This window comes from Desulfosporosinus sp. FKA (genome assembly GCF_002196785.1).
Taxonomy (GTDB): domain Bacteria; phylum Bacillota; class Desulfitobacteriia; order Desulfitobacteriales; family Desulfitobacteriaceae; genus Desulfosporosinus; species Desulfosporosinus acididurans.
Genome location: NZ_NAHZ01000022.1, coordinates 43,997 through 61,257, shown reverse-complemented (window position 1 = coordinate 61,257; position 17,261 = coordinate 43,997). Strand labels below are relative to the sequence as shown.

Annotated in this window: 18 protein-coding genes and 2 riboswitches; of the genes, 3 read left to right on the top strand and 15 right to left on the bottom strand. The window is 45.0% G+C overall.

The window, feature by feature from the left end; all coding sequences use genetic code 11:
* Positions 1–94: 94 nt before the first annotated feature.
* Genes B5771_RS06535 through cbiE form a run of 8 tightly spaced genes read right to left on the bottom strand, consistent with a single transcriptional unit; the run spans position 95 to position 6,749 of the window.
* Complete coding sequence (locus B5771_RS06535) at positions 95–739, bottom strand: precorrin-8X methylmutase (RefSeq protein ID WP_088186805.1); 645 nt, start codon at positions 737–739, stop codon at positions 95–97.
* Entirely contained in the window at positions 736–1,101 is a 366-nt protein-coding gene (locus tag B5771_RS06530; RefSeq protein ID WP_047810706.1) for a CbiX/SirB N-terminal domain-containing protein, read from the bottom strand. Before B5771_RS06530 ends, B5771_RS06535 begins: the two co-directional genes overlap by 4 nt.
* Positions 1,098–1,865: a precorrin-6A reductase gene (gene cobK / locus B5771_RS06525; RefSeq protein WP_242966766.1), complete on the bottom strand. Its 768-nt coding sequence runs from the start codon at positions 1,863–1,865 to the stop codon at positions 1,098–1,100. Before cobK ends, B5771_RS06530 begins: the two co-directional genes overlap by 4 nt.
* Before the next feature lie 11 nt (positions 1,866–1,876).
* A complete protein-coding gene (gene cobJ / locus B5771_RS06520; protein ID WP_242966765.1) occupies positions 1,877–2,566 on the bottom strand; it encodes a precorrin-3B C(17)-methyltransferase in 690 nt (229 codons plus the stop codon).
* Positions 2,563–4,008, bottom strand: a complete 1,446-nt coding sequence (locus B5771_RS24715; protein ID WP_242966764.1) for a cobalamin biosynthesis protein — start codon at positions 4,006–4,008, stop codon at positions 2,563–2,565. The genes cobJ and B5771_RS24715 overlap by 4 nt, the downstream gene beginning before the upstream one ends.
* Positions 4,005–4,793: a precorrin-4 C(11)-methyltransferase gene (gene cobM, locus B5771_RS06500; RefSeq protein WP_088186802.1), complete on the bottom strand. Its 789-nt coding sequence runs from the start codon at positions 4,791–4,793 to the stop codon at positions 4,005–4,007. Before cobM ends, B5771_RS24715 begins: the two co-directional genes overlap by 4 nt.
* On the bottom strand, positions 4,780–5,511 hold the full coding sequence (cobI, locus tag B5771_RS06495) for a precorrin-2 C(20)-methyltransferase (RefSeq protein ID WP_047810701.1): 732 nt from the start codon (positions 5,509–5,511) through the stop codon (positions 4,780–4,782). The genes cobM and cobI overlap by 14 nt, the downstream gene beginning before the upstream one ends.
* Positions 5,508–6,749: a precorrin-6y C5,15-methyltransferase (decarboxylating) subunit CbiE gene (cbiE, locus tag B5771_RS06490; RefSeq protein WP_088186801.1), complete on the bottom strand. Its 1,242-nt coding sequence runs from the start codon at positions 6,747–6,749 to the stop codon at positions 5,508–5,510. Before cbiE ends, cobI begins: the two co-directional genes overlap by 4 nt.
* A gap of 132 nt (positions 6,750–6,881) precedes the next feature.
* Positions 6,882–7,062, bottom strand: a riboswitch (cobalamin riboswitch).
* Between the two features lie 347 nt (positions 7,063–7,409).
* Here cbiE and B5771_RS06485 point away from each other — a divergent pair.
* A complete protein-coding gene (locus tag B5771_RS06485) occupies positions 7,410–7,838 on the top strand; it encodes a YtxH domain-containing protein (RefSeq protein WP_088186800.1) in 429 nt (142 codons plus the stop codon).
* Positions 7,839–8,018: 180 nt separating this feature from the next.
* On the opposite strand, the gene cbiD is transcribed toward B5771_RS06485, so the two are convergent.
* From cbiD to B5771_RS06455, 6 genes are all read right to left on the bottom strand, one after another.
* Positions 8,019–9,143, bottom strand: a complete 1,125-nt coding sequence (cbiD, locus tag B5771_RS06480; RefSeq protein ID WP_088186799.1) for a cobalt-precorrin-5B (C(1))-methyltransferase CbiD — start codon at positions 9,141–9,143, stop codon at positions 8,019–8,021.
* A gap of 166 nt (positions 9,144–9,309) precedes the next feature.
* Positions 9,310–10,122 carry an energy-coupling factor transporter transmembrane component T gene (locus B5771_RS06475; RefSeq protein WP_088186798.1) on the bottom strand — a complete coding sequence of 271 codons (813 nt, stop codon included), beginning with the start codon at positions 10,120–10,122 and terminating at the stop codon, positions 9,310–9,312.
* Positions 10,116–11,918 (bottom strand): energy-coupling factor transporter ATPase, encoded by a 1,803-nt coding sequence (locus tag B5771_RS06470; protein ID WP_088186797.1) that lies wholly within the window; start codon positions 11,916–11,918, stop codon positions 10,116–10,118. Before B5771_RS06470 ends, B5771_RS06475 begins: the two co-directional genes overlap by 7 nt.
* A gap of 27 nt (positions 11,919–11,945) precedes the next feature.
* Positions 11,946–12,461 carry an ECF transporter S component gene (locus B5771_RS06465; protein WP_088186796.1) on the bottom strand — a complete coding sequence of 172 codons (516 nt, stop codon included), beginning with the start codon at positions 12,459–12,461 and terminating at the stop codon, positions 11,946–11,948.
* A gap of 117 nt (positions 12,462–12,578) precedes the next feature.
* Positions 12,579–13,325: an AIR synthase related protein gene (locus B5771_RS06460; RefSeq protein ID WP_088186795.1), complete on the bottom strand. Its 747-nt coding sequence runs from the start codon at positions 13,323–13,325 to the stop codon at positions 12,579–12,581.
* Between the two features lie 94 nt (positions 13,326–13,419).
* A riboswitch (cobalamin riboswitch) is annotated at positions 13,420–13,595 on the bottom strand.
* An 80-nt stretch (positions 13,596–13,675) separates the two neighbouring features.
* Positions 13,676–14,494, bottom strand: a complete 819-nt coding sequence (locus B5771_RS06455) for a flavodoxin family protein (RefSeq protein ID WP_088186794.1) — start codon at positions 14,492–14,494, stop codon at positions 13,676–13,678.
* Positions 14,495–14,666: 172 nt separating this feature from the next.
* Here B5771_RS06455 and B5771_RS06450 point away from each other — a divergent pair, with 172 nt between their 5' ends.
* Together B5771_RS06450 and B5771_RS06445 are read left to right on the top strand one after the other, a co-directional pair.
* On the top strand, positions 14,667–14,834 hold the full coding sequence (locus B5771_RS06450; RefSeq protein ID WP_083996164.1) for a DUF1540 domain-containing protein: 168 nt from the start codon (positions 14,667–14,669) through the stop codon (positions 14,832–14,834).
* A 355-nt stretch (positions 14,835–15,189) separates the two neighbouring features.
* The gene (locus B5771_RS06445) at positions 15,190–15,381 is read left to right on the top strand and encodes a PspC domain-containing protein (RefSeq protein ID WP_088186793.1); all 192 of its coding nucleotides are present in this window, start codon (positions 15,190–15,192) and stop codon (positions 15,379–15,381) included.
* A gap of 127 nt (positions 15,382–15,508) precedes the next feature.
* Here B5771_RS06445 and B5771_RS06440 read toward each other — a convergent pair whose 3' ends face one another.
* Positions 15,509–17,260: an ABC transporter transmembrane domain-containing protein gene (locus tag B5771_RS06440; protein ID WP_088186792.1), complete on the bottom strand. Its 1,752-nt coding sequence runs from the start codon at positions 17,258–17,260 to the stop codon at positions 15,509–15,511.
* Position 17,261 lies beyond the last annotated feature (1 nt).

Sequence of the window (17,261 nt, the reverse complement as noted above, 5' to 3'; positions counted from 1 at the left end):
TTCTCTGGAGACAATATCCTCACCCTCTTTTCTAAGGTGGTGTTTATTTAATCGTAGACTCCCACTTCGACAAGTTGGAGTGCTTCCCATACCTTCACGTTATCTCATTGACCTGCCGCAAAGCAGTATATATCAAGGCATTAACCACGGTTGCCGCCAGAGGGCTTCCCCCGCGGGTTCCCAGAACAGTGATTGAAGGGATTTCTTGGTGCTGCCAAAGCAAATCTTTAGATTCCTTGGCACCGACAAAGCCGACTGGAATGCCAATGATTAAAGCCGGACGTGTTTCGGGATCCTCACCAAGCCGAAGCACCTCCAACAGGGCTGTAGGAGCGTTGCCGACAGCAACTATAGCCCCCTGCAAGCGTTCAGGATGCAACCGAAAGGCGGTCATAGAACGGGTGATTCCCCATTCTTTGGCTTGTTGAGCAATTTCCGGTGCATTCAGATAACACTCAACGCTTCCGCCTAACGATTTGAGTTTCTCTTTAGCTATGCCGGCGCGCACCATTTCCACGTCCGTAATAACCCTTACTCCGTTTTTCAGAGCTCGAAGCCCGCAATCAATGGCTTGGGGATGGATGGCAATAACCTGTTCCAACGATGGATCCCCACTCGTATGAATTAAGCGTTCCACGACGGGATACTCTTTTTCCAGCCAGTTGCGGGTGAGACCGGAGCGAATGATACTCATGCTTTTGGCTTCAATTTGTTGGGGATCTAAAATAAACTCTGTCATCCCATAGCCTCCTTGATGCGTTCAGAGGCCAGGCCGGCAATCCCGTCATCAGCTCCTAATTCTCTGGTATAGACGATCTCAACATCGGGATGTTGCTCGCGAAGTTCGCGCAGTTCTTCGTGAATATCGACGGTGACATGAATCCCGCGAAAGAGAAACAGCGGCATGATAATAATTCGAGAGGCACCTTCCTTGATTTTCTCCGCCACTGCTTCGGGAAGACTGGGCTTATCGTGAGCCATATAAGCTGGCGTAACGTGTTGGCCAAGCAATGAGCTTACTTTTTCAGCAACTACTAAAAGACCTTGATTCGCCTCAGCACGTCGGCTTCCATGTCCTAAAAGAATGATCTCAGTTTTCATAAGAGTTCCTCCATTTGTTTAAGAAATTGCGGTATTGAATGAGCCACTATTGTTTGGATATCTGGATTATTTAAATTCACCGGCGGCCTCTTTAATAAGACTAAAGGAATATTCAGCCTGCGGCAGGCATGTACTTTTTCCAAGGTTCCTCCAACTTTGCCGCTTTCCTTAGCAACTACAGCATCGATCTTCAACTGTTGGTACATGGCTTCGTCCCAGGCTTGAGAAAACGGCCCTTGAGCAGCAATGATCTGATTGGGTTTGAAGCCTAAGTTTTCACAGCGTGTTAAAACTTGAGATGTCGGCAAGACACGAATAAAAAGGTTTTTGTCGTTAAGGCAGGACTGCGCCCTCCACTCCGGCAAGGAATTGCTCCCGGTGGTAAGCAAGATGCGTTCCCCCAGGTCAGCGGCCTTTTGAGCCGCATCTGGGACATCCTCGGCCCAATGAATCAGAGGATGATCCTCAAGTTCCAGTGGTAAACGCTCCCAGCGCAGATAGGGTATTTTTAGTTCAGAACAAACGAATTGGGCTGTTTCCTTGACTTGTATGGCATAAGGATGAGTGGCATCGACGAGAGCAGAATAAGATCCGCTGCGTAGAAGGTCTGTAAGCTGCTTGGCATTTATAGCTCCTGAACGGGCGTCCAGCCCAGATTCTGCTGCTAAATTTGCACCGTAAGCAGTTAGTGTCGACACTAAAACCTCATGTCCCCGAGTCTTTAAGGTTTCAGCCAGGCTACGTCCATCCTCCGTTCCTGCCAAGACAAAAAGCCTCACAGCTTATAACCTCGAGGAGTAACCATGTAAGGTCCCACAATCCGGGTTTGGGAATTTCCAACGATGACCGTCGTCAGCATATCGATAGGGTGATTTGTAAATTCATTAAGGTTCGTAATCAAAACACTGGATTCGTCACCCCGTAAGGCTTCACGAACAAGGCCGACGGGAGTATCCGGCCGGCGATATTGCAGAAGGATTTCCCGGACTGTTTCAATGTGCTGGGTACGACCTTGACTTTTCGGATTATAAATTGCAAAAATGAAATCCGCTTCAGCGGCTAAACGAACTCGTTTTTCAATGACTTCCCAAGGGGTAAGCAAATCACTCAAACTGATAACAGCAAAATCATGCATTAACGGTGCACCAAGCATGGATGCTGCCGCCGAAGCCGCCGTAACACCCGGGATGATCTCCAGAGGCAGGTCCAAAAGCCCCGCCTGTTCCATACATTCAATAATAATTCCGGCCATCCCGTAGACGCCGGCATCACCGCTGCTTACAACGGCAACGCGATGTCCTTCTCCCGCCAAGCGAATCGCTTCCCGGCAGCGATCAATTTCCTGCCGCATGCCTGTGGCAACGACTTCCTGATGAGTTAAAAAAGGGCGAATTAACTCAATGTAAGTTTTGTAGCCTACAATGTATTCAACCTCGTTTAGTACAGATTGGACCCGTGCTGTCATATGCTCGGGGTCTCCGGGGCCAAGCCCCACGACATAGAGCTTGCTATGCTGATGGCCACCGTGACTCCCTGCCCCTTGGTCTTGGGCAGAATCAGGTGCCCCTTGTGTGCTCCCAGGATACTCGCTGCTTCGCATACTCCGTCCACTCCTATCTTTTCTTTTACAAAGTTTGAGCGCGTTAAATTTTCTTGGCTATTTATTGCTTGAAGTTCATCGGCCGAAAAGGTTTGGAAGGGAACCCCGAGGAATTTAGCCGCTTCCTGCAAACCTGCTTCATCAGCTTTTAAATCGATGCTATAAAGACCGGATATGGCCTTTAATGAGGCCCCAATTTGATCCAGAACTGAGGTGATTGCATCTAAAACCACGTTACTGGAAATTCCCCGGCGACATCCGACCCCCACACTTAAGACCGGAGGGATTAAATAAATACAATCTTTTTTAGTATCGCCACGGGGAAAAGCATCAATAATTACGTTTGGGTTATTTTGAAATTCATGCAGAGCTGTTTCTTGAGATATATTGAAGCTCTCAGCGACCCCAGTAATCTTAGTATCCTTAGTATCCTCAGTATCCTCGGTATCCTCAGTAACCTCAGTATCCCCAGTATCCTCAGTATCCTCAGTATCCTCAGTATCCCCAGTATCCTCAGTATCCTCAGTATCCTCAGTATCCTCAGTATCCCCAGTATCCCCAGTATCCTCAGTATCCTCAGCATCCTCAGCGTTTTTAATATCCTTAATATCCTTAATATCCTTAATGTCCTTAATGTCCTTAACATCCTTGGCATCTATAGGATTATCCGACCCAATCGTAGATTTAGCGAATCTTCTTAGACAATCTCTAAAACAATAGTGAGGATCATCCAACCAACGTTGATCAATCGAAAAATCATTTGGTTTAAGTACATTAAGATAACCTCGCTCCAAAAGCAACCGGTTAACGACGGGCAAATGGTCAATTGGTTCAACCTTCCAGCCAAACCTTCGAGCATATTCATCAGGTGCCGTAATTCCCCGGCCGTCTGTGGCCGTGGTAATAACCGCCTGGGCTTGGAGATGCTGGGCGATGTCTCTCGCCCAGGCGTTCGCTCCCCCTAAATGACCGGAAAGCAAGGGAATCACGAAATTTCCTGCCTCGTCTAAAACCAGTACGGCGGGGTCCCGGTCCTTCCGGTCGATGAGCGGGGCGATCTGCCGAACCACAATGCCCGAGGCCATGATGAAGATAAGTACTGAACAATCCCGCCATAACGTTGGGACGAGTTCGCGTAAATGCTGAAAGGATTGCACTGGGATCATCTCGGGGATTTTTCCTGCGCTGACTGTGAGCGCTTTTTCATGCAGATAAAAGGTCAATAGGGCTGAAGCAGGAAGATTCTCCCCAATGCGCAAGGCCGTTGCCAAGCCTCGATCTGTTAGAGCCAGTAACGCTATTTTCACGTCTCTTTTCCCTGTCTGAATTCATGAGTAAACGTTGGGTCATAAAGCTTGGAACGGGCATATCCTCCTGCCGGATCCAGAAAATCTCCCACAAGAATTTGAGCTTGCTTGCGAATTCCGGCAGCATTTACTTTATCGGCAATCGTTTCCAACGTTCCAACGACTATTTCTTCATCCGGCCAGCTGGCTTTAGCAATCACAGCGATGGGAGTGGAAACGGGGTACCCTCCCTCAAGTAAGGCTTCAACAACAGACCCCATATCTTGTACACTTAGAAAAATCGCCATGCTGGATTGGTGCTGCGCTAAAAGGGTTAAGGCTTCCCGGTCCGGTACGGGAGTCCGTCCGGCCAAACGGGTAAGAATCAAGGTTTGACTGATATCCGGCAGGGTGAACTCCCGTTTGACCGCCGCCGCAGCGGCAAAAACTGAACTGACTCCCGGAACCACAGAATAAGAAATTTCTTCTTGGTCTAAGCGATCGAATTGTTCTTTGATTGCGCCGTACATGCTCGGGTCTCCCGTATGGAGACGTACAATAGTTTCTCCTTTTTTTGTGCCTTCGAGCATTAATGCGGCCACCTCTTCAAGAGTCAAGGAGGCACTGTCGTGGCAAGGCGTTCCCGGCCGGCAGAGCTTAAGCAAATCCGGGTTGACTAAAGAGCCGGCGTAAATGACCCGATCTGCTCTCTCCAAAGCCCGGGACCCTTTGAGGGTGATCAGTTCCGGATCTCCCGGACCCGCACCCACAAAGATAACTTCTCCCTTTGGTTTATTTTCGCTCACCGTTTTCCCTCCCTAATAAATTCTTTTTCACCAGGAGCAGACTAAGGTAATCGATCTTAGTGGATTGGAAATCTTCCGGTTTCGGTTCCCAGCAGATTTGCTCCCCGGACTGACCTAAACGTGTGAGTAAAACAGCTTTTCGATCTCGCTCTTGGAGAAGGTTGAGAATTTCCGGAAGCCTGCGCGAAACTTTCATCAATACCAAATTGGGAAAATCAAGATATTGGCCAACGTCTTCCGTACTCGGCAGGACCACTAAGGGCTCATCTCCCGTAGCAAGCGGCAAATTGATTTTCGCGGCCGCGGCTGCCATGGCTGTAATACCAGGAACAGTCGTAATTAATTCGGACGGTAATTGCTCTTGGAGAAGGTTCAGCAGATAACTGTAAGTACTATATAAGGAGGGATCGCCTAACGTAATAAAGGCGATTGATTTGCCCTGCTTCAGCTCCTGTAAGAGCATTTCTGCTCCGTCCCGCCAGGCCTTGGCTAAAACTTCCTGATCAGCCGTCATGGGCATTTCCAATTCCAGCAAACGAGCATTAGCAGGACAGTGGACTTTAGCAATGTCCCAAGCAACACTTTCTCTCTCCATTTTCGATTTGGGAATAGCCACCAAATCTACTGTTTGCAGGACTTCAACAGCTTGCAGAGTTAAGAGGCGAGGATCACCTGGCCCGACTCCGACTCCATAAAATTTACCCCATGTTGTTGTCATGATCTTACCCCTTTTCGTGCAGATAATATAAAGACAGGATTTAAGGCTTGGGCCATATGCAGATGATGAACAGGCTGCCAGCGGACAGCTTGAAGAGAAACAATATCAATATCCTGATAGTCCAGTTCTGAAAGTAATTTTACTCCCTGAGACATGGTTTCAAGGGTGACGGCTGTAATGACGACCCTTCCCCCTTCAAGGAGCGGAACGTTTAATAAAATATCCTCCAGCCGCCCTTTACTTCCTCCAATGATACAGACATTAACCGGCGGAAGTTCCGGAAAAACATCGGGTGCGCTTCCGGGAATCAAACGAAGATTAGAAACACCAAACTTCTCCTGATTAGCAAGAATCAAGGCTTGAGCTTCGGGATTATGTTCAATAGCATAGACAACTCCCTCCGGAACTAAGCCGGCAGCTTCAATACTAATACTCCCAGTACCCGCCCCAATATCAACAATACTGTCAGATCTGGTAATTTGAGCTTTAGCGAGTACTTGAACTCGAATCTCTGACTTGGTCATAGGAACGTTTCCCCGCAAAAATTCCTGATCCGGTATCCCTATTCGTCCTCCGCGTACGTTATTCGCTGAATTCTTTGCCTGATCGTCGATCAGCGAAGTCAGCTCCGGATGCAAAATAAGAATTGCATTCTTCAAGGGGGCAGCTTCTTGAGCCAAATGATTGGCATCCATAGTTTGCCATAGCTCTTCGGGGTAAGCCAATGCATTCCCTACTGAAATATTTGGATTTTGTCCAAGATCAAGATAAAATTGGGCGACTCTTTGCGGAGTGTTCGACCCTCCGGTTAATACTCCCGTCAGACGCCTTATTTGAGTAGGAAGTACTGATAGATCTCGTCCGTGGACACTTACAAAATCAGCCTCTTGCCAAGGGAGTCCTGCCCGGGCAAAGGCAAATTGAAGAGAACTGATACCGGGGTAAACATCGATTTGCTCCCCGGGAAATTCTTTTTTTAATCTGGGCAAAAGGCTGAAAAAACCTGGATCACCCGAGACAAGAACGCCGATATCTTTCTTAGCCAATAAGGCCGTTCTAATGACCTCAAGGCTGGCCTTAAGGTCTCCTATTAAACAGTGTTGATCACCCAAAAAATCAGGAAAAAGCTTGAGAGCTCTAGATCCTCCAATTAAAACGTCACAGTTCATAGCCAAATCTCTAACGGCCGGCGGCAGCCATTCTGTTCTTCCGGGCCCGATTCCAATTACCTTTAACATTGATTACCCTTCTTCCATGGTTGACTAACGTTTGGCCAAAACCTGCCTTGGAACTTTGGGACAATTAAAAAAGAGCCTGAGCGGCTCGTATGGTTTATCCTTAATAAACACACACATCTCCTATCGCTCGTAGGACCGTGAATTACTTAAGGAAGGTTTTCTGACTTCAAATCATCATCCTCTTCCTTTATTCAAAACGGTTAAAGGAATGGAAGAGAACTCCTTGTTCACAGTGGCGGGACCGCGCCGGATTTTCACCGGCTTCCCCTTTTAAATCCTCGTTGACTGAGGAGCCTTAAGTACTTGTTATAAAATTATAAACCCTAAATGATGTTTCATTAAATAGATGTTTTATTATGTCATGTCATCTGATTATCTGAGTATTCTATAAGTATTAGCAAAATTCCTCTTTTCAAAATAATTTAAACTGATTTTTTCCATTTTCATTGATTAAAATCTATTTTATAGTTTATTTCTTAATTAGGCAATGTTAGCAATTAGTTTTAAGCCAATTTAAGCAGTTAAAAAAAATTCTCTTGTTAAGGGTATACCCTTATTATCCATTTTTGCTGTATTATACCATAATTTATTTAGCACTTCACTGACTCTTAAAGAATAAGATATTTTGCATAACGTGCAAAGAAAGGAGTTTATGATAATATGCCCGAAGGTAAAAAAACTGCGAGTATCGGCTCCGTCGCCATAGCGGCGCTTGTTGGCGGAGTGGCCGGCGCCTTTGTCGGTTTAATGGTCTCACCAAAGAGCGGGGAAGCATTACGTAAGGATATTCAAACAAAAGCAGGAAATCTTGCCGAACAAGTTCAAGACTGCACAGTTCAGCAAACAGAGGCTTTAAAAGAAACAGGCTCTAACCTGCTCGATAAGGGAAAGAAAATTAAAGAAGATCTTCAAGTCCTCTGGCAGGACTTGAAACCCAAAAAATTAAATTCCATTGACATTGCCCGCTCTTCTGCGGTAGATATTCAGGTGGACTCAGAATCCGAATCCGAAGCTGAAGATGTTACGTTCTCTTCTGAGTCGCCAACTGTTGAAACTTCAATTCAAGATGATATTGATACACTGCCCTAATATACACAAATCCTTACGTAGATTCCATAATAATCAAGAAGCCCTAAAATCGAGCACACGATTTTAGGGCTTCTCTTAACAAAGTGAACTCGTTCAGCTCAAACTGAACATCAGGACCAACCCCCACTTACAAGAAGTGGGGGTCTTAAAAACTGGATAAACGTATTTACTCTCAAGCCCTTAAATCTTACCAGCGTTCCAATGCTGTTTTTCAACGATCTCTCGAGCATTCATATCCCAGCCTACGGGCTGACCATTAAGTAAGGTCATGATGGCTCCCACTCGAAGACGGCCAAACGTAAAAGCTTGTGCCCGTTCGCTGGCCAGATGAGCTAAATGATGAAGCAATGCTTGGTGACCAAGGTTTAAGAGTTCTATAGCAGCTCCCTCCGTTGTGGGGAACTCTGCCAATGCTCTTAAGGTTTCGGCCTTAATTCCGGAGAGGGCAGCATGAGCCAGTAAAATTTCCGTCCGCGCATCAGCCACACGATTATGTGTGTGGAAGATACCTCCCGAAACTTTAATCAATTTGCCGATGTGGCCCAATAAAACGACATCTTCAATACCCCGGTAAACAGCTTCTTCCAAAAGGTAACCGACAAAATTGCTCATTTGAATAACGGCTTCTGTGGGAACATCAAAGCCTTCTGTCGCCACACGAAATCCATAATGTCCTGGAGTTAAAACAATTGCTTTATGCCCGTAGGCCACTGCCTGGTCTAACTCCGGTAAAATTGAGGTTTTGAAGGCTTCTTCGGACATGGGACGAACGATTCCACTCGTTCCCAGAATTGAAATCCCGCCCACAATACCCAGACGGGGGTTTAAAGTGCGTTTAGCAGTCTCTTCACCACCCGGAACTTCAATGGTGATTTCAAGTTCTTCCTGAGGAAAAACTTCCCGTACTGCTTCGCGTATCATTCGTCTGGGGACCGAGTTAATAGCCTTTTCACCTGCAGGTTGATCCAAACCTTTTTTAGTAACTGTGCCCACACCTTGTCCACCCCGAATATGAACCTCTCCTTGAGCCGCAAGCATGCGTACGAAGACACGAATCTCTAGGCCGTCCGTTACATCGGCATCATCTCCGGCATCCTTGATAATAGTTGCTGTCGCCTTCGAATCTTCAAGGCTTCCGGAATGGATCGGCATCCCTAAACGTGCTTGATTGGGCAAAGGTATCTCGATTCGTTCCGGCAAACAATCTCCACGCAGGAGAAGACAAGCTGCTTTGGCAGCACCTGCAGCACAGCTGCCTGTTGTATATCCCTCGCGCCAGGTATGTCGATCTTTATTTCGCGCCATAGTTATCTCCTATTATAAATTATTAAAATTTCAGAAACTTATTATCCCACTGCGCTTATTTTACCACAACAAGTACCTATTTAGAACTAGTGTTCGGCAATGATTTGACGGGCGGCATTCATCTCACCGCCTATAGAGACCATCAGTCAATCAAATCTTAAATTTATTATAAGAGTCCGAAGCGTAATTTAAAGCGTACAAATAAAGCTAAAAAAGACAAGAGAATAATAACCGTAACTGCCCATAAGTCTCTAGCTGCAATGGCTTTTTTAGGCTGAACCGGCCAGGCCTGAGATAAACCGTACCCTCTATTCAGCATAGCCATTGATAAGGAATTAGCCATTATTATGGAGTTAATAAACAAGGGGATCATAATCGGAACATAGGAACGAATTGAACCTCTAATTCCTTTCCCATGCAGATTCATTCCCCTTGCCATTTGAGCTTCCAGAATAAGGGACCTTTTTTTGTCTAAGGTCGGAATAAAACGCAGCGCTGTCGTCAATATCATGGATACTTCAGCAGGAACCTTCAACCATTGAAAAAATTGAGTAAAATCCTCGAGGGACGTTGTGAAGGTTAAGATTGAAGAAGCAATCAATAAACTCCATATCCGAAGCAGAAAGGTTGTCCCCATTAAAAATCCCCCGACAGTAGCCCCTATATGTTTCCCGGGGAAAAGATAAAAGAGAATTTTCCGGTTGGAAAGATGGACAAAGTGCTGAGGCGAGTAGGAAAAGCCTGTAAGCAGAATGATGGAAATAACAATTGGCAGCAGAGGGATGATAAGGCCGGTTATCTTTCGCAGCGGGATATTTATCGCCAAGGCTAAAAAAACTGTACCTGAGATAATTGCCAGCTGATAAAGTGGATTTTGGAAAAGGAAAGTAAGTATGATAATCACTAAAAAACCCAGCATCTTGCTGCGAACATCTAAACGATGCATTAAGCTATTTTCCGCTGAAGAGGCTGCTAACATTTTGTCATTTCCCCTCTTTCGAACAGTGCCGTAAATTCTTCGGGATAGAGTAATGTCTCTGAGAAGCCGACGTCACTCAAGCAGGCGGAAAGGCGGCAGAGCTGCGGAGGAATAATGGCGGCATCCGCTAATAACTTTTCTTGAGCAAAGACTGCGCGAGGATGTCCATCAAGGAGAACACTTCCTTCTTTCAGGACGATAACTCGTTGAGCATACTGAGCTACAAGATCCATATCATGACTTACCATAATTATCGTCGTACCCCCTTGATGAAGTTGGTTTATCAACCTCATCATGGCCTGTACACCAGAATAATCTGCACCGGTTGTCGGTTCGTCAACAATTAGGATTCGAGGTTTCAACACTAAGATTGAGGCTACGGCAATCATCTGCCTTTCCCCTTTTCCCAAGGTAAAGGGATGAATATGACGATAGCGCTCTAAGCCGGTTTCCTTGAGGACCTGATTAATCTGTTCTTTGATTTGTGCCGTCGTTAAACCGTTATTTTTCAAACCGTATTCAATTTCTTTCTCAACGGTGGTGGAAAAAATTTGATGGTCCGGGTTTTGAAAAACATAGCCAATGGTTCTTGCCAAATGAGCAGTATCATACTTTTGGGTACTCATGCCGTGGACACGGACTTCTCCGCTTGTCGGTTTCAACAAACCGTTCAAATGTTTTGCTAAGGTCGTTTTACCGGCCCCGTTTTGGCCAATCAGGGCGACAAATTCGCCGCTGTCTATTGTTAAATTAATTCCTTGGAGAATAGGTTTTCCCGCTTGATATTGATAAAACAAGTCCTTGATTTCGACGGCTTTGGCCTCCGCAAACTGATGGTCTTTCCAAGCTTGCTGTTTCGGCTGGATGGAAAATTGCTTTACACTATCAGCAAACTGCTTAGGACTCGATAACAGTTTTTCCAAAAGACGTGCCGCTGACGGGAGATCCAAGGGGATTTCGTCGAAGGCTATCCATCCTTTTTCATATAAGTTCCATCCTACAAGACTAACAGGCAAAGGTTTTATACCATACTGCTGCAATAAAGGAATGTTGCGAAAAAGCTGAGATGGTTCACCACGCCAAACCAGTTGCCCCTGATTTAATACAATTATTTCATCCGCCCTGTTGATCACTTCTTCACTGGAATGCTCCGCCAATAAGATGGTCAAAGCTCTTTTTCGGCGCAAGTCATCAAGGGTTGCGTAGATCTCTAAGCGTCCTGCAGGATCAAGTTCTGATGTTGGTTCATCAAGTACTAAGATTTCGGGTTCCATGGACAAGACTCCTGCAATGGCTAAACGTTGTTTCTCACCCCCGGATAATTCCTCGGTCAAACGCTGGTTATATCCTTTAAGCCGTACTTTTTCTAGGGAACGATCAACTCGATGTTGGATTTCTTCTAAGGGAACTGAAATATTACGGGGACCAAAGGCCGTATCTTCTTCCACGGTACGGCCAAGGATTTGAGTTTCCGGATCTTGAAGGACAAGGCCCAAAATTGTGGACATAAGCTGGACAGGTGTTTTTCTCACGTTTCTGCCTGCCACTTTAACCTCGCCGGTTAATTCCCCCTCGAATAGCTGAGGTATTAGTCCGTTGAGGCATAGACTCAAGGTTGTTTTCCCGGCTCCGGCAGCTCCCATCAGGACAACGAACTGTCCTTTGTTTAGGCTGAGATTAATACCTTGTAAACTTGGTTGGAGAGAATTTGGATATTGATAGGAAACATTATTAAGTTCAATGGCTTTGTCATTTCCGTCGTGAATACGATCTCTTGCTGTTGTTTCGATTACCATTGTTTCCTCAGTTTCCTCCTTACGAGCCTAAATGAGCCGTGTCCCTTTGATTGCTTTATAGGCTAGCGCCGAAATAATTACATTAAGGGCCGAACCGATGACGAGAAAGGGCAGTAACCCAAGAGTCCCTCCCATTCCCATAATCGGCAGCATCGCAAAGGAGGATACAACTCCATTGAGGATTATGCCTGCAATGGCTGCCGGAATAAGGCCGAAAGTTTTATTCACCCAACGATAAATCACGGCCCATAAGGCCATTTGCACAGCAATATAAATATGAACGGGGATTGTCAAAGGGAAGCCAACAACAGCCGATGTTAATAAATGGCCAAAAGCAATGACTACTGCTCCCTCAATTCCTCCAAAGGCAAGAGCACAGAAAAATCCCGGCGCCGAATCCATACCAATGGTTCCCACTGGACTGGGAATCTTAATCAGTGCCCCCACATAACTCAAGGCCAGAAAAATAGCCATAATCGAAAGCCGTTTAACATTCCAGGCGGACAGCTTGACGTCCTTAGCTTCTACGTTAATTTGACTCATCGAATTTTTCCTCCCTAATACTTCATTGTACTTTTTTACGAAAAACAATTTCATCCTACTATCTGAACCGAATCAGTTATTGAATGACTACAATCTTTTATGTTTTTTGCTTTATGTTTAATATATCAGCTCACCAATTTTGACCAGCATTAATTGATTTAGGTTCGAAGTGATAAAGTCTCCTCTAATAGCTGAAGATGCCGAGAAAACAAGACATGTCGACGGACCGGCGGATTTACTTAAGTCTAAACCGCAGGATTGATGAATAAACAATTGCCGTTTAGCGTTTGAGGCAAGCTGCTGGGCTTCTGTTAAAATCCCTTTTGAGCCTACAGGAATAATGTCATGGATCCCGGGAGTTGCCAAGAGTTTTCTTATCTCCATGATCTGTACTATTTCCGGGTCCTCAGGATCGCTAAGTTCTGAGCCAACTTTCGGCAAACCCAAACAATATACCTGATCTCCGGCTTGTGAAGTTCCAATACGCAGCCGATCTTTAGCAACAGTACCAATAACACTGATACCAAGGCCAGTCTGCTGGGTTGGCATATTTTTCTCAGTGCTTACAGCCATGGAGAGAGAAAGACCGGCAAAAGCTAATTCTTCTTTCACCCCCTTTAATAGTTCATCACCTGCTGGATCGGGTTCGTTAGAAATGGCAACGGTCATAATTTGAGGCTCTGCGCCCACAGCTAAGACTTCTGATAAGGCAACCCTCGTGGTCATTCTTCCTGTAACTCGCCAAGATACTTTAACGACATCGAAATCCTTCTGTCCAATTGCTCCACAGGAATCACAAGACACAATGAGATATTGTTCCGGATTAATTAAAACAGCTTCAATATCCCGCCCCTGATACCCCAACTCTTATTCAACTCCTTTCCCCAAACAAAACAAAAAGTTCATAGTCATAAATCCGCCTTGAAAGACAGAATTTTGACCATGAACTTTGCCTTGATTCATGTTCTACATTATAGGCAGGTCTCCTGACTTAGAATCAACGACTTATACGCCTTCCCGGCTTCCCAGTGGCTTAAGCATAAGTCTCCTCGTTTACAGTGGTGGGTCCGTCTGGGATTCTCACCCAGTTCCCTATTCTCCCTTATTAAGGGCACCTATAATGTCTTTAATTAATCGTATTTTAATCCATAGAGGTTGAGATTACAAGAGTTTTTTGAATCTTCGACCTACCAAAAGCCGCCTCCTGCTGAGCATTAGCTCCTATATTGATTTCTAATCAGAGCTAATTCTTTACGCCTCTTGACAAATTCTTGAACTTGGTCTTTCAGCCAGACTTGAAAATGTTCCTTCAAATAATCTTTTGTCAAGCGGCTGCCGGAAGGACCAAACTCCCAATGCCAGGAATTCCCCTGATCCGAGGGCAAGATCGTCGCTTCTTGGCCGCAAAAGGGACATAGAGCGTGATCGGGAGCAGGGAATTTCCAGAGATCAGACCAACAGGTAGGACATCGTCCGGTTTCCAGCTGATGAGGATTACCGAACAAGGATTGTCCGAGAGCTTTAATTCGCTCTTTGCCTTCCGGATCAACTAAGGCTTCACCAGGAAGAGCACCGATAAACATATGGGCGTCTTTAACGTTCAACCCCAAAAACCGTGCATAAGTAATAAGGGCAGAAAGAGTATACCCTTCCCAACCTTTTATTCCAGCTGTCCCGATAATTACACAAGGCTTTCCCCAAATCTGATCAATTTGTTGAGCAAGAGCGATAATCCGGTCTCCGAAAAGTTTTGTAATTCCTGCGGGACCCAAAGCGTAGCAGGGCGACGAAAAAATAACTCCATCGGCTTCTTTGATCCGGTCAAATAAGGAATATAAATCATCATCCAAGGAACAGCGCTTATCCTGGCCTAAGCAGGCATAACAAGCTTTACACGGCAGCAGCTTTAACTCTGTCAACTTTACTAGGTCCAGCTGCACCTCCTCTCCCACGGAAGCGGCGGCTTCTTTAATCAGAATTTCCCCATTGGCTAATTTTCGCTGGGAAGCCACAATTCCCAATACTTTTCTCAAGCTTAAATCCTCCTTATTATCATCATATTTTTTAATTATCTCTATAAATCAAGCATGTACCATATTATACCATCAATATATTCTTATTACTGTCTTACAAGTAAATGGATTCATTAAAACTCTAATTCTGGAGAATCTAATAGAGAATTAAATTTAAGGAGGAATAGCCCACATGAATGTTAAGAAAATGCCTCAACCTAATACCGGAATTAAATGTGTTGTTAACACCTGTCATTATTATGGTACAGGAGATCATTGCCATGCAGAGAAAATCGAAGTTCAATCCCCCAATGCAACAACTACTACAATGACAGATTGCGCTACCTTCCTTCCCGAATAACCCTAGAAGATTTTTTACCATGATTTTATCATAAATAGGAAAGTCTAAGGCTAGTTTTATAAAGACAAGCCTTAGACTTTTTTATTTTACTATCGGAAAGTAAGTGCATCTAGGCAGCCGCCTGCACCAGAGGCTTGGTGCCAAGTTTTCTTTATCCTTAAGGTAATCTCGTAACAAAATCAGGATATCCCGTATTTTAAATTTTTATCGTCTTAGTCACATCTCTACGTCCTCATGCATATTAAAGTGAGAGATTATATTTATCCAGTTTTTAAGGCCCTTCGTTAACTTCAGCTTTAGCTGAACGAGTTCACTTAGGCCCAAGAGACTTCCTAAAGGTAAAGGAGGAAATCTTATGTCGAGACGTTTGTATAGATCGAGTCAAGATCGACAGCTTGGCGGCGTATGCGGCGGAATAGCTGAATACTTAGATTTGGATCCCAGTCTTGTTAGGATAGGTGCTTTACTTCTTCTTTTAGTGGGTGGAACAGGTTTTTTGGCCTATCTTGTGGCCTGGTTCATAATACCAAGTGACAAAAATACCTAACTTATGAACTCCGCTGGCATTAATAACATAGCCACTTCTTCAAGTGAGGATGATCCCATACCTTCTCCACTGGAGACTTTCGCCATCGAAGCCCCGATGTTCAGCTTTAGCTGAACGAGTTCACTGACTATTCTTCTTTATCTTTGCTCCCATGCTGCAGAATAAACATCTTGTAATATAACCCTTCTTGAGCCAAGAGTTCAGCATGAGTCCCCCTCTCCACAATTTTACCATGGTGGAGGACTAAGATAAGATCGGCATCCTGAATCGTTGAAAGCCGATGAGCAATAGCGATGGTTGTTCGTCCCTGACGCATCTTTCTTAAAGCGTTTTGGATGGCTTCTTCTGTTTCTGTATCTACATTGGCTGTGGCTTCATCTAAAACGAGAATCTTGGGATTACCGGCAATAGTCCGGGCAAAACAGATAAGTTGACGCTGTCCGCTGGATAACGTTGCCCCCCGTTCACCCATCGGCTCCTGAAGTCCCTGAGGCAGCCTGCCTATAAAGCTTTCGGCTTGAACGAAAGAAACAGCGTCTCGAACTTCTGTTTCTTTAACTTCCGATCTGGAAAGAACAACATTACTGGAAATAGTACCAACGAATAGAAAGGGATCTTGAGCCACAAGTCCTACTTTTGACCGCAGTTCCTGATCAGAGAGGTTAGATAAAGGAATTCCGTCGATGAGAATTTCGCCGTGAGTGACCGGATAGAACCTCATGAGCAGATTGGCAATGGTACTCTTGCCGCTGCCTGTATGCCCGACTAAAGCGACAGTTTGCCCTGGATAGGCAGTAAAACTGATTGATTTTAAGGCCATTGCTCCCCTGGCATCACTATCATAAGCGAAACTGACATTTTTAAATTCTATCTTTCCCTGACTTATGGCAGGTGAATCCGGCGCAGTGACCTTCGAGGTGATTCGGTGATCATCCAATAATTCAAAAACCCGTTCAGCAGCAACTAAAGATTGTTGAAATTGAGACAGACGCTGCATCATCATATTGACAGGTTCAAAGAAACGGTCCAGGTAGTTGATAAAAGCGTACAGTACCCCGATTTCAATTGGCCCCGTCAAGGATTGGAGCCCAAAATAGTTTAAGACAATGATTAGGGCCAAAGTATAGATCAGGTCAACAGCCGGACGAACAAACAAACTTTCTAAACGAATGTTAGCCATTGCTTCCCGATAGTAATTATCGTTGATGGTCTGAAATTCCTGACGAAAGCGCTTCTCCTGGCGCATAGCCTGGATAATAGACATTCCCTGGATGGATTCATTCAGTTTGGCATTGAGATAACTAAGTTCTTTGCGTAATCTACGGTAAACCTTGGTACTAACTTTGCGGTATGAAATCATGAGGATGATAATAATAGGAAGAAGGATCAGGCAAAAAGAGGCTAGACGCACATCTAAGTAAAACATAGCCACAAAAACGCCAAGCATAAACACCACATTCTGGACGAAAGCAGCCAAAACTCCCACAAACAGCTCTTTAATGGCTTCCGTATCGTTAGTTATGCGAGAAATTAAGGCACCGGCCGGAGTTTTGTCAAAAACCCTAAATTCCAGATGCTGTACATGGCTGAAAACATCAATTCGCAGCTGCTGGACAATTTTGAGAGCAATTTCATTAAAACTGACTAATTGACGATACTGCAATATTGCCGACAGTATGTTCAAGCCAAGATAACTTGAGGCTAAGATGATTAGTGACCCCCGATTAAAGGAACGCGGCACTAAGTGCTGATCGAGAAAAATCTTAACCAAAACAGGACCGATGACATCCGAAAAGGTAGCAAGGATTAGGAGGAAAGAAGCAACCGTTAAAGCTTTTTTATGGGGGACAAGATAGTTAAGCAAGCGTCGAATCACCATC

Bases quoted from the DNA above. Each gene is read 5' to 3' on its own strand.
- B5771_RS06535 (WP_088186805.1), bottom strand. From the start codon at position 739: ATGACAGAGTTTATTTTAGATCCCCAACAAATTGAAGCCAAAAGCATG.
- B5771_RS06530 (WP_047810706.1), bottom strand. From the start codon at position 1,101: ATGAAAACTGAGATCATTCTTTTAGGACATGGAAGCCGACGTGCTGAG.
- cobJ (WP_242966765.1), bottom strand. From the start codon at position 2,566: ATGACAGCACGGGTCCAATCTGTACTAAACGAGGTTGAATACATTGTA.
- cobI (WP_047810701.1), bottom strand. From the start codon at position 5,511: ATGACAACAACATGGGGTAAATTTTATGGAGTCGGAGTCGGGCCAGGT.
- cbiE (WP_088186801.1), bottom strand. From the start codon at position 6,749: ATGTTAAAGGTAATTGGAATCGGGCCCGGAAGAACAGAATGGCTGCCG.
- B5771_RS06485 (WP_088186800.1), top strand. From the start codon at position 7,410: ATGCCCGAAGGTAAAAAAACTGCGAGTATCGGCTCCGTCGCCATAGCG.
- cbiD (WP_088186799.1), bottom strand. From the start codon at position 9,143: ATGGCGCGAAATAAAGATCGACATACCTGGCGCGAGGGATATACAACA.
- B5771_RS06475 (WP_088186798.1), bottom strand. From the start codon at position 10,122: ATGTTAGCAGCCTCTTCAGCGGAAAATAGCTTAATGCATCGTTTAGAT.
- B5771_RS06470 (WP_088186797.1), bottom strand. From the start codon at position 11,918: ATGGTAATCGAAACAACAGCAAGAGATCGTATTCACGACGGAAATGAC.
- B5771_RS06465 (WP_088186796.1), bottom strand. From the start codon at position 12,461: ATGAGTCAAATTAACGTAGAAGCTAAGGACGTCAAGCTGTCCGCCTGG.
- B5771_RS06450 (WP_083996164.1), top strand. From the start codon at position 14,667: ATGAATGTTAAGAAAATGCCTCAACCTAATACCGGAATTAAATGTGTT.
- B5771_RS06445 (WP_088186793.1), top strand. From the start codon at position 15,190: ATGTCGAGACGTTTGTATAGATCGAGTCAAGATCGACAGCTTGGCGGC.
- B5771_RS06440 (WP_088186792.1), bottom strand. From the start codon at position 17,260: ATGGTGATTCGACGCTTGCTTAACTATCTTGTCCCCCATAAAAAAGCT.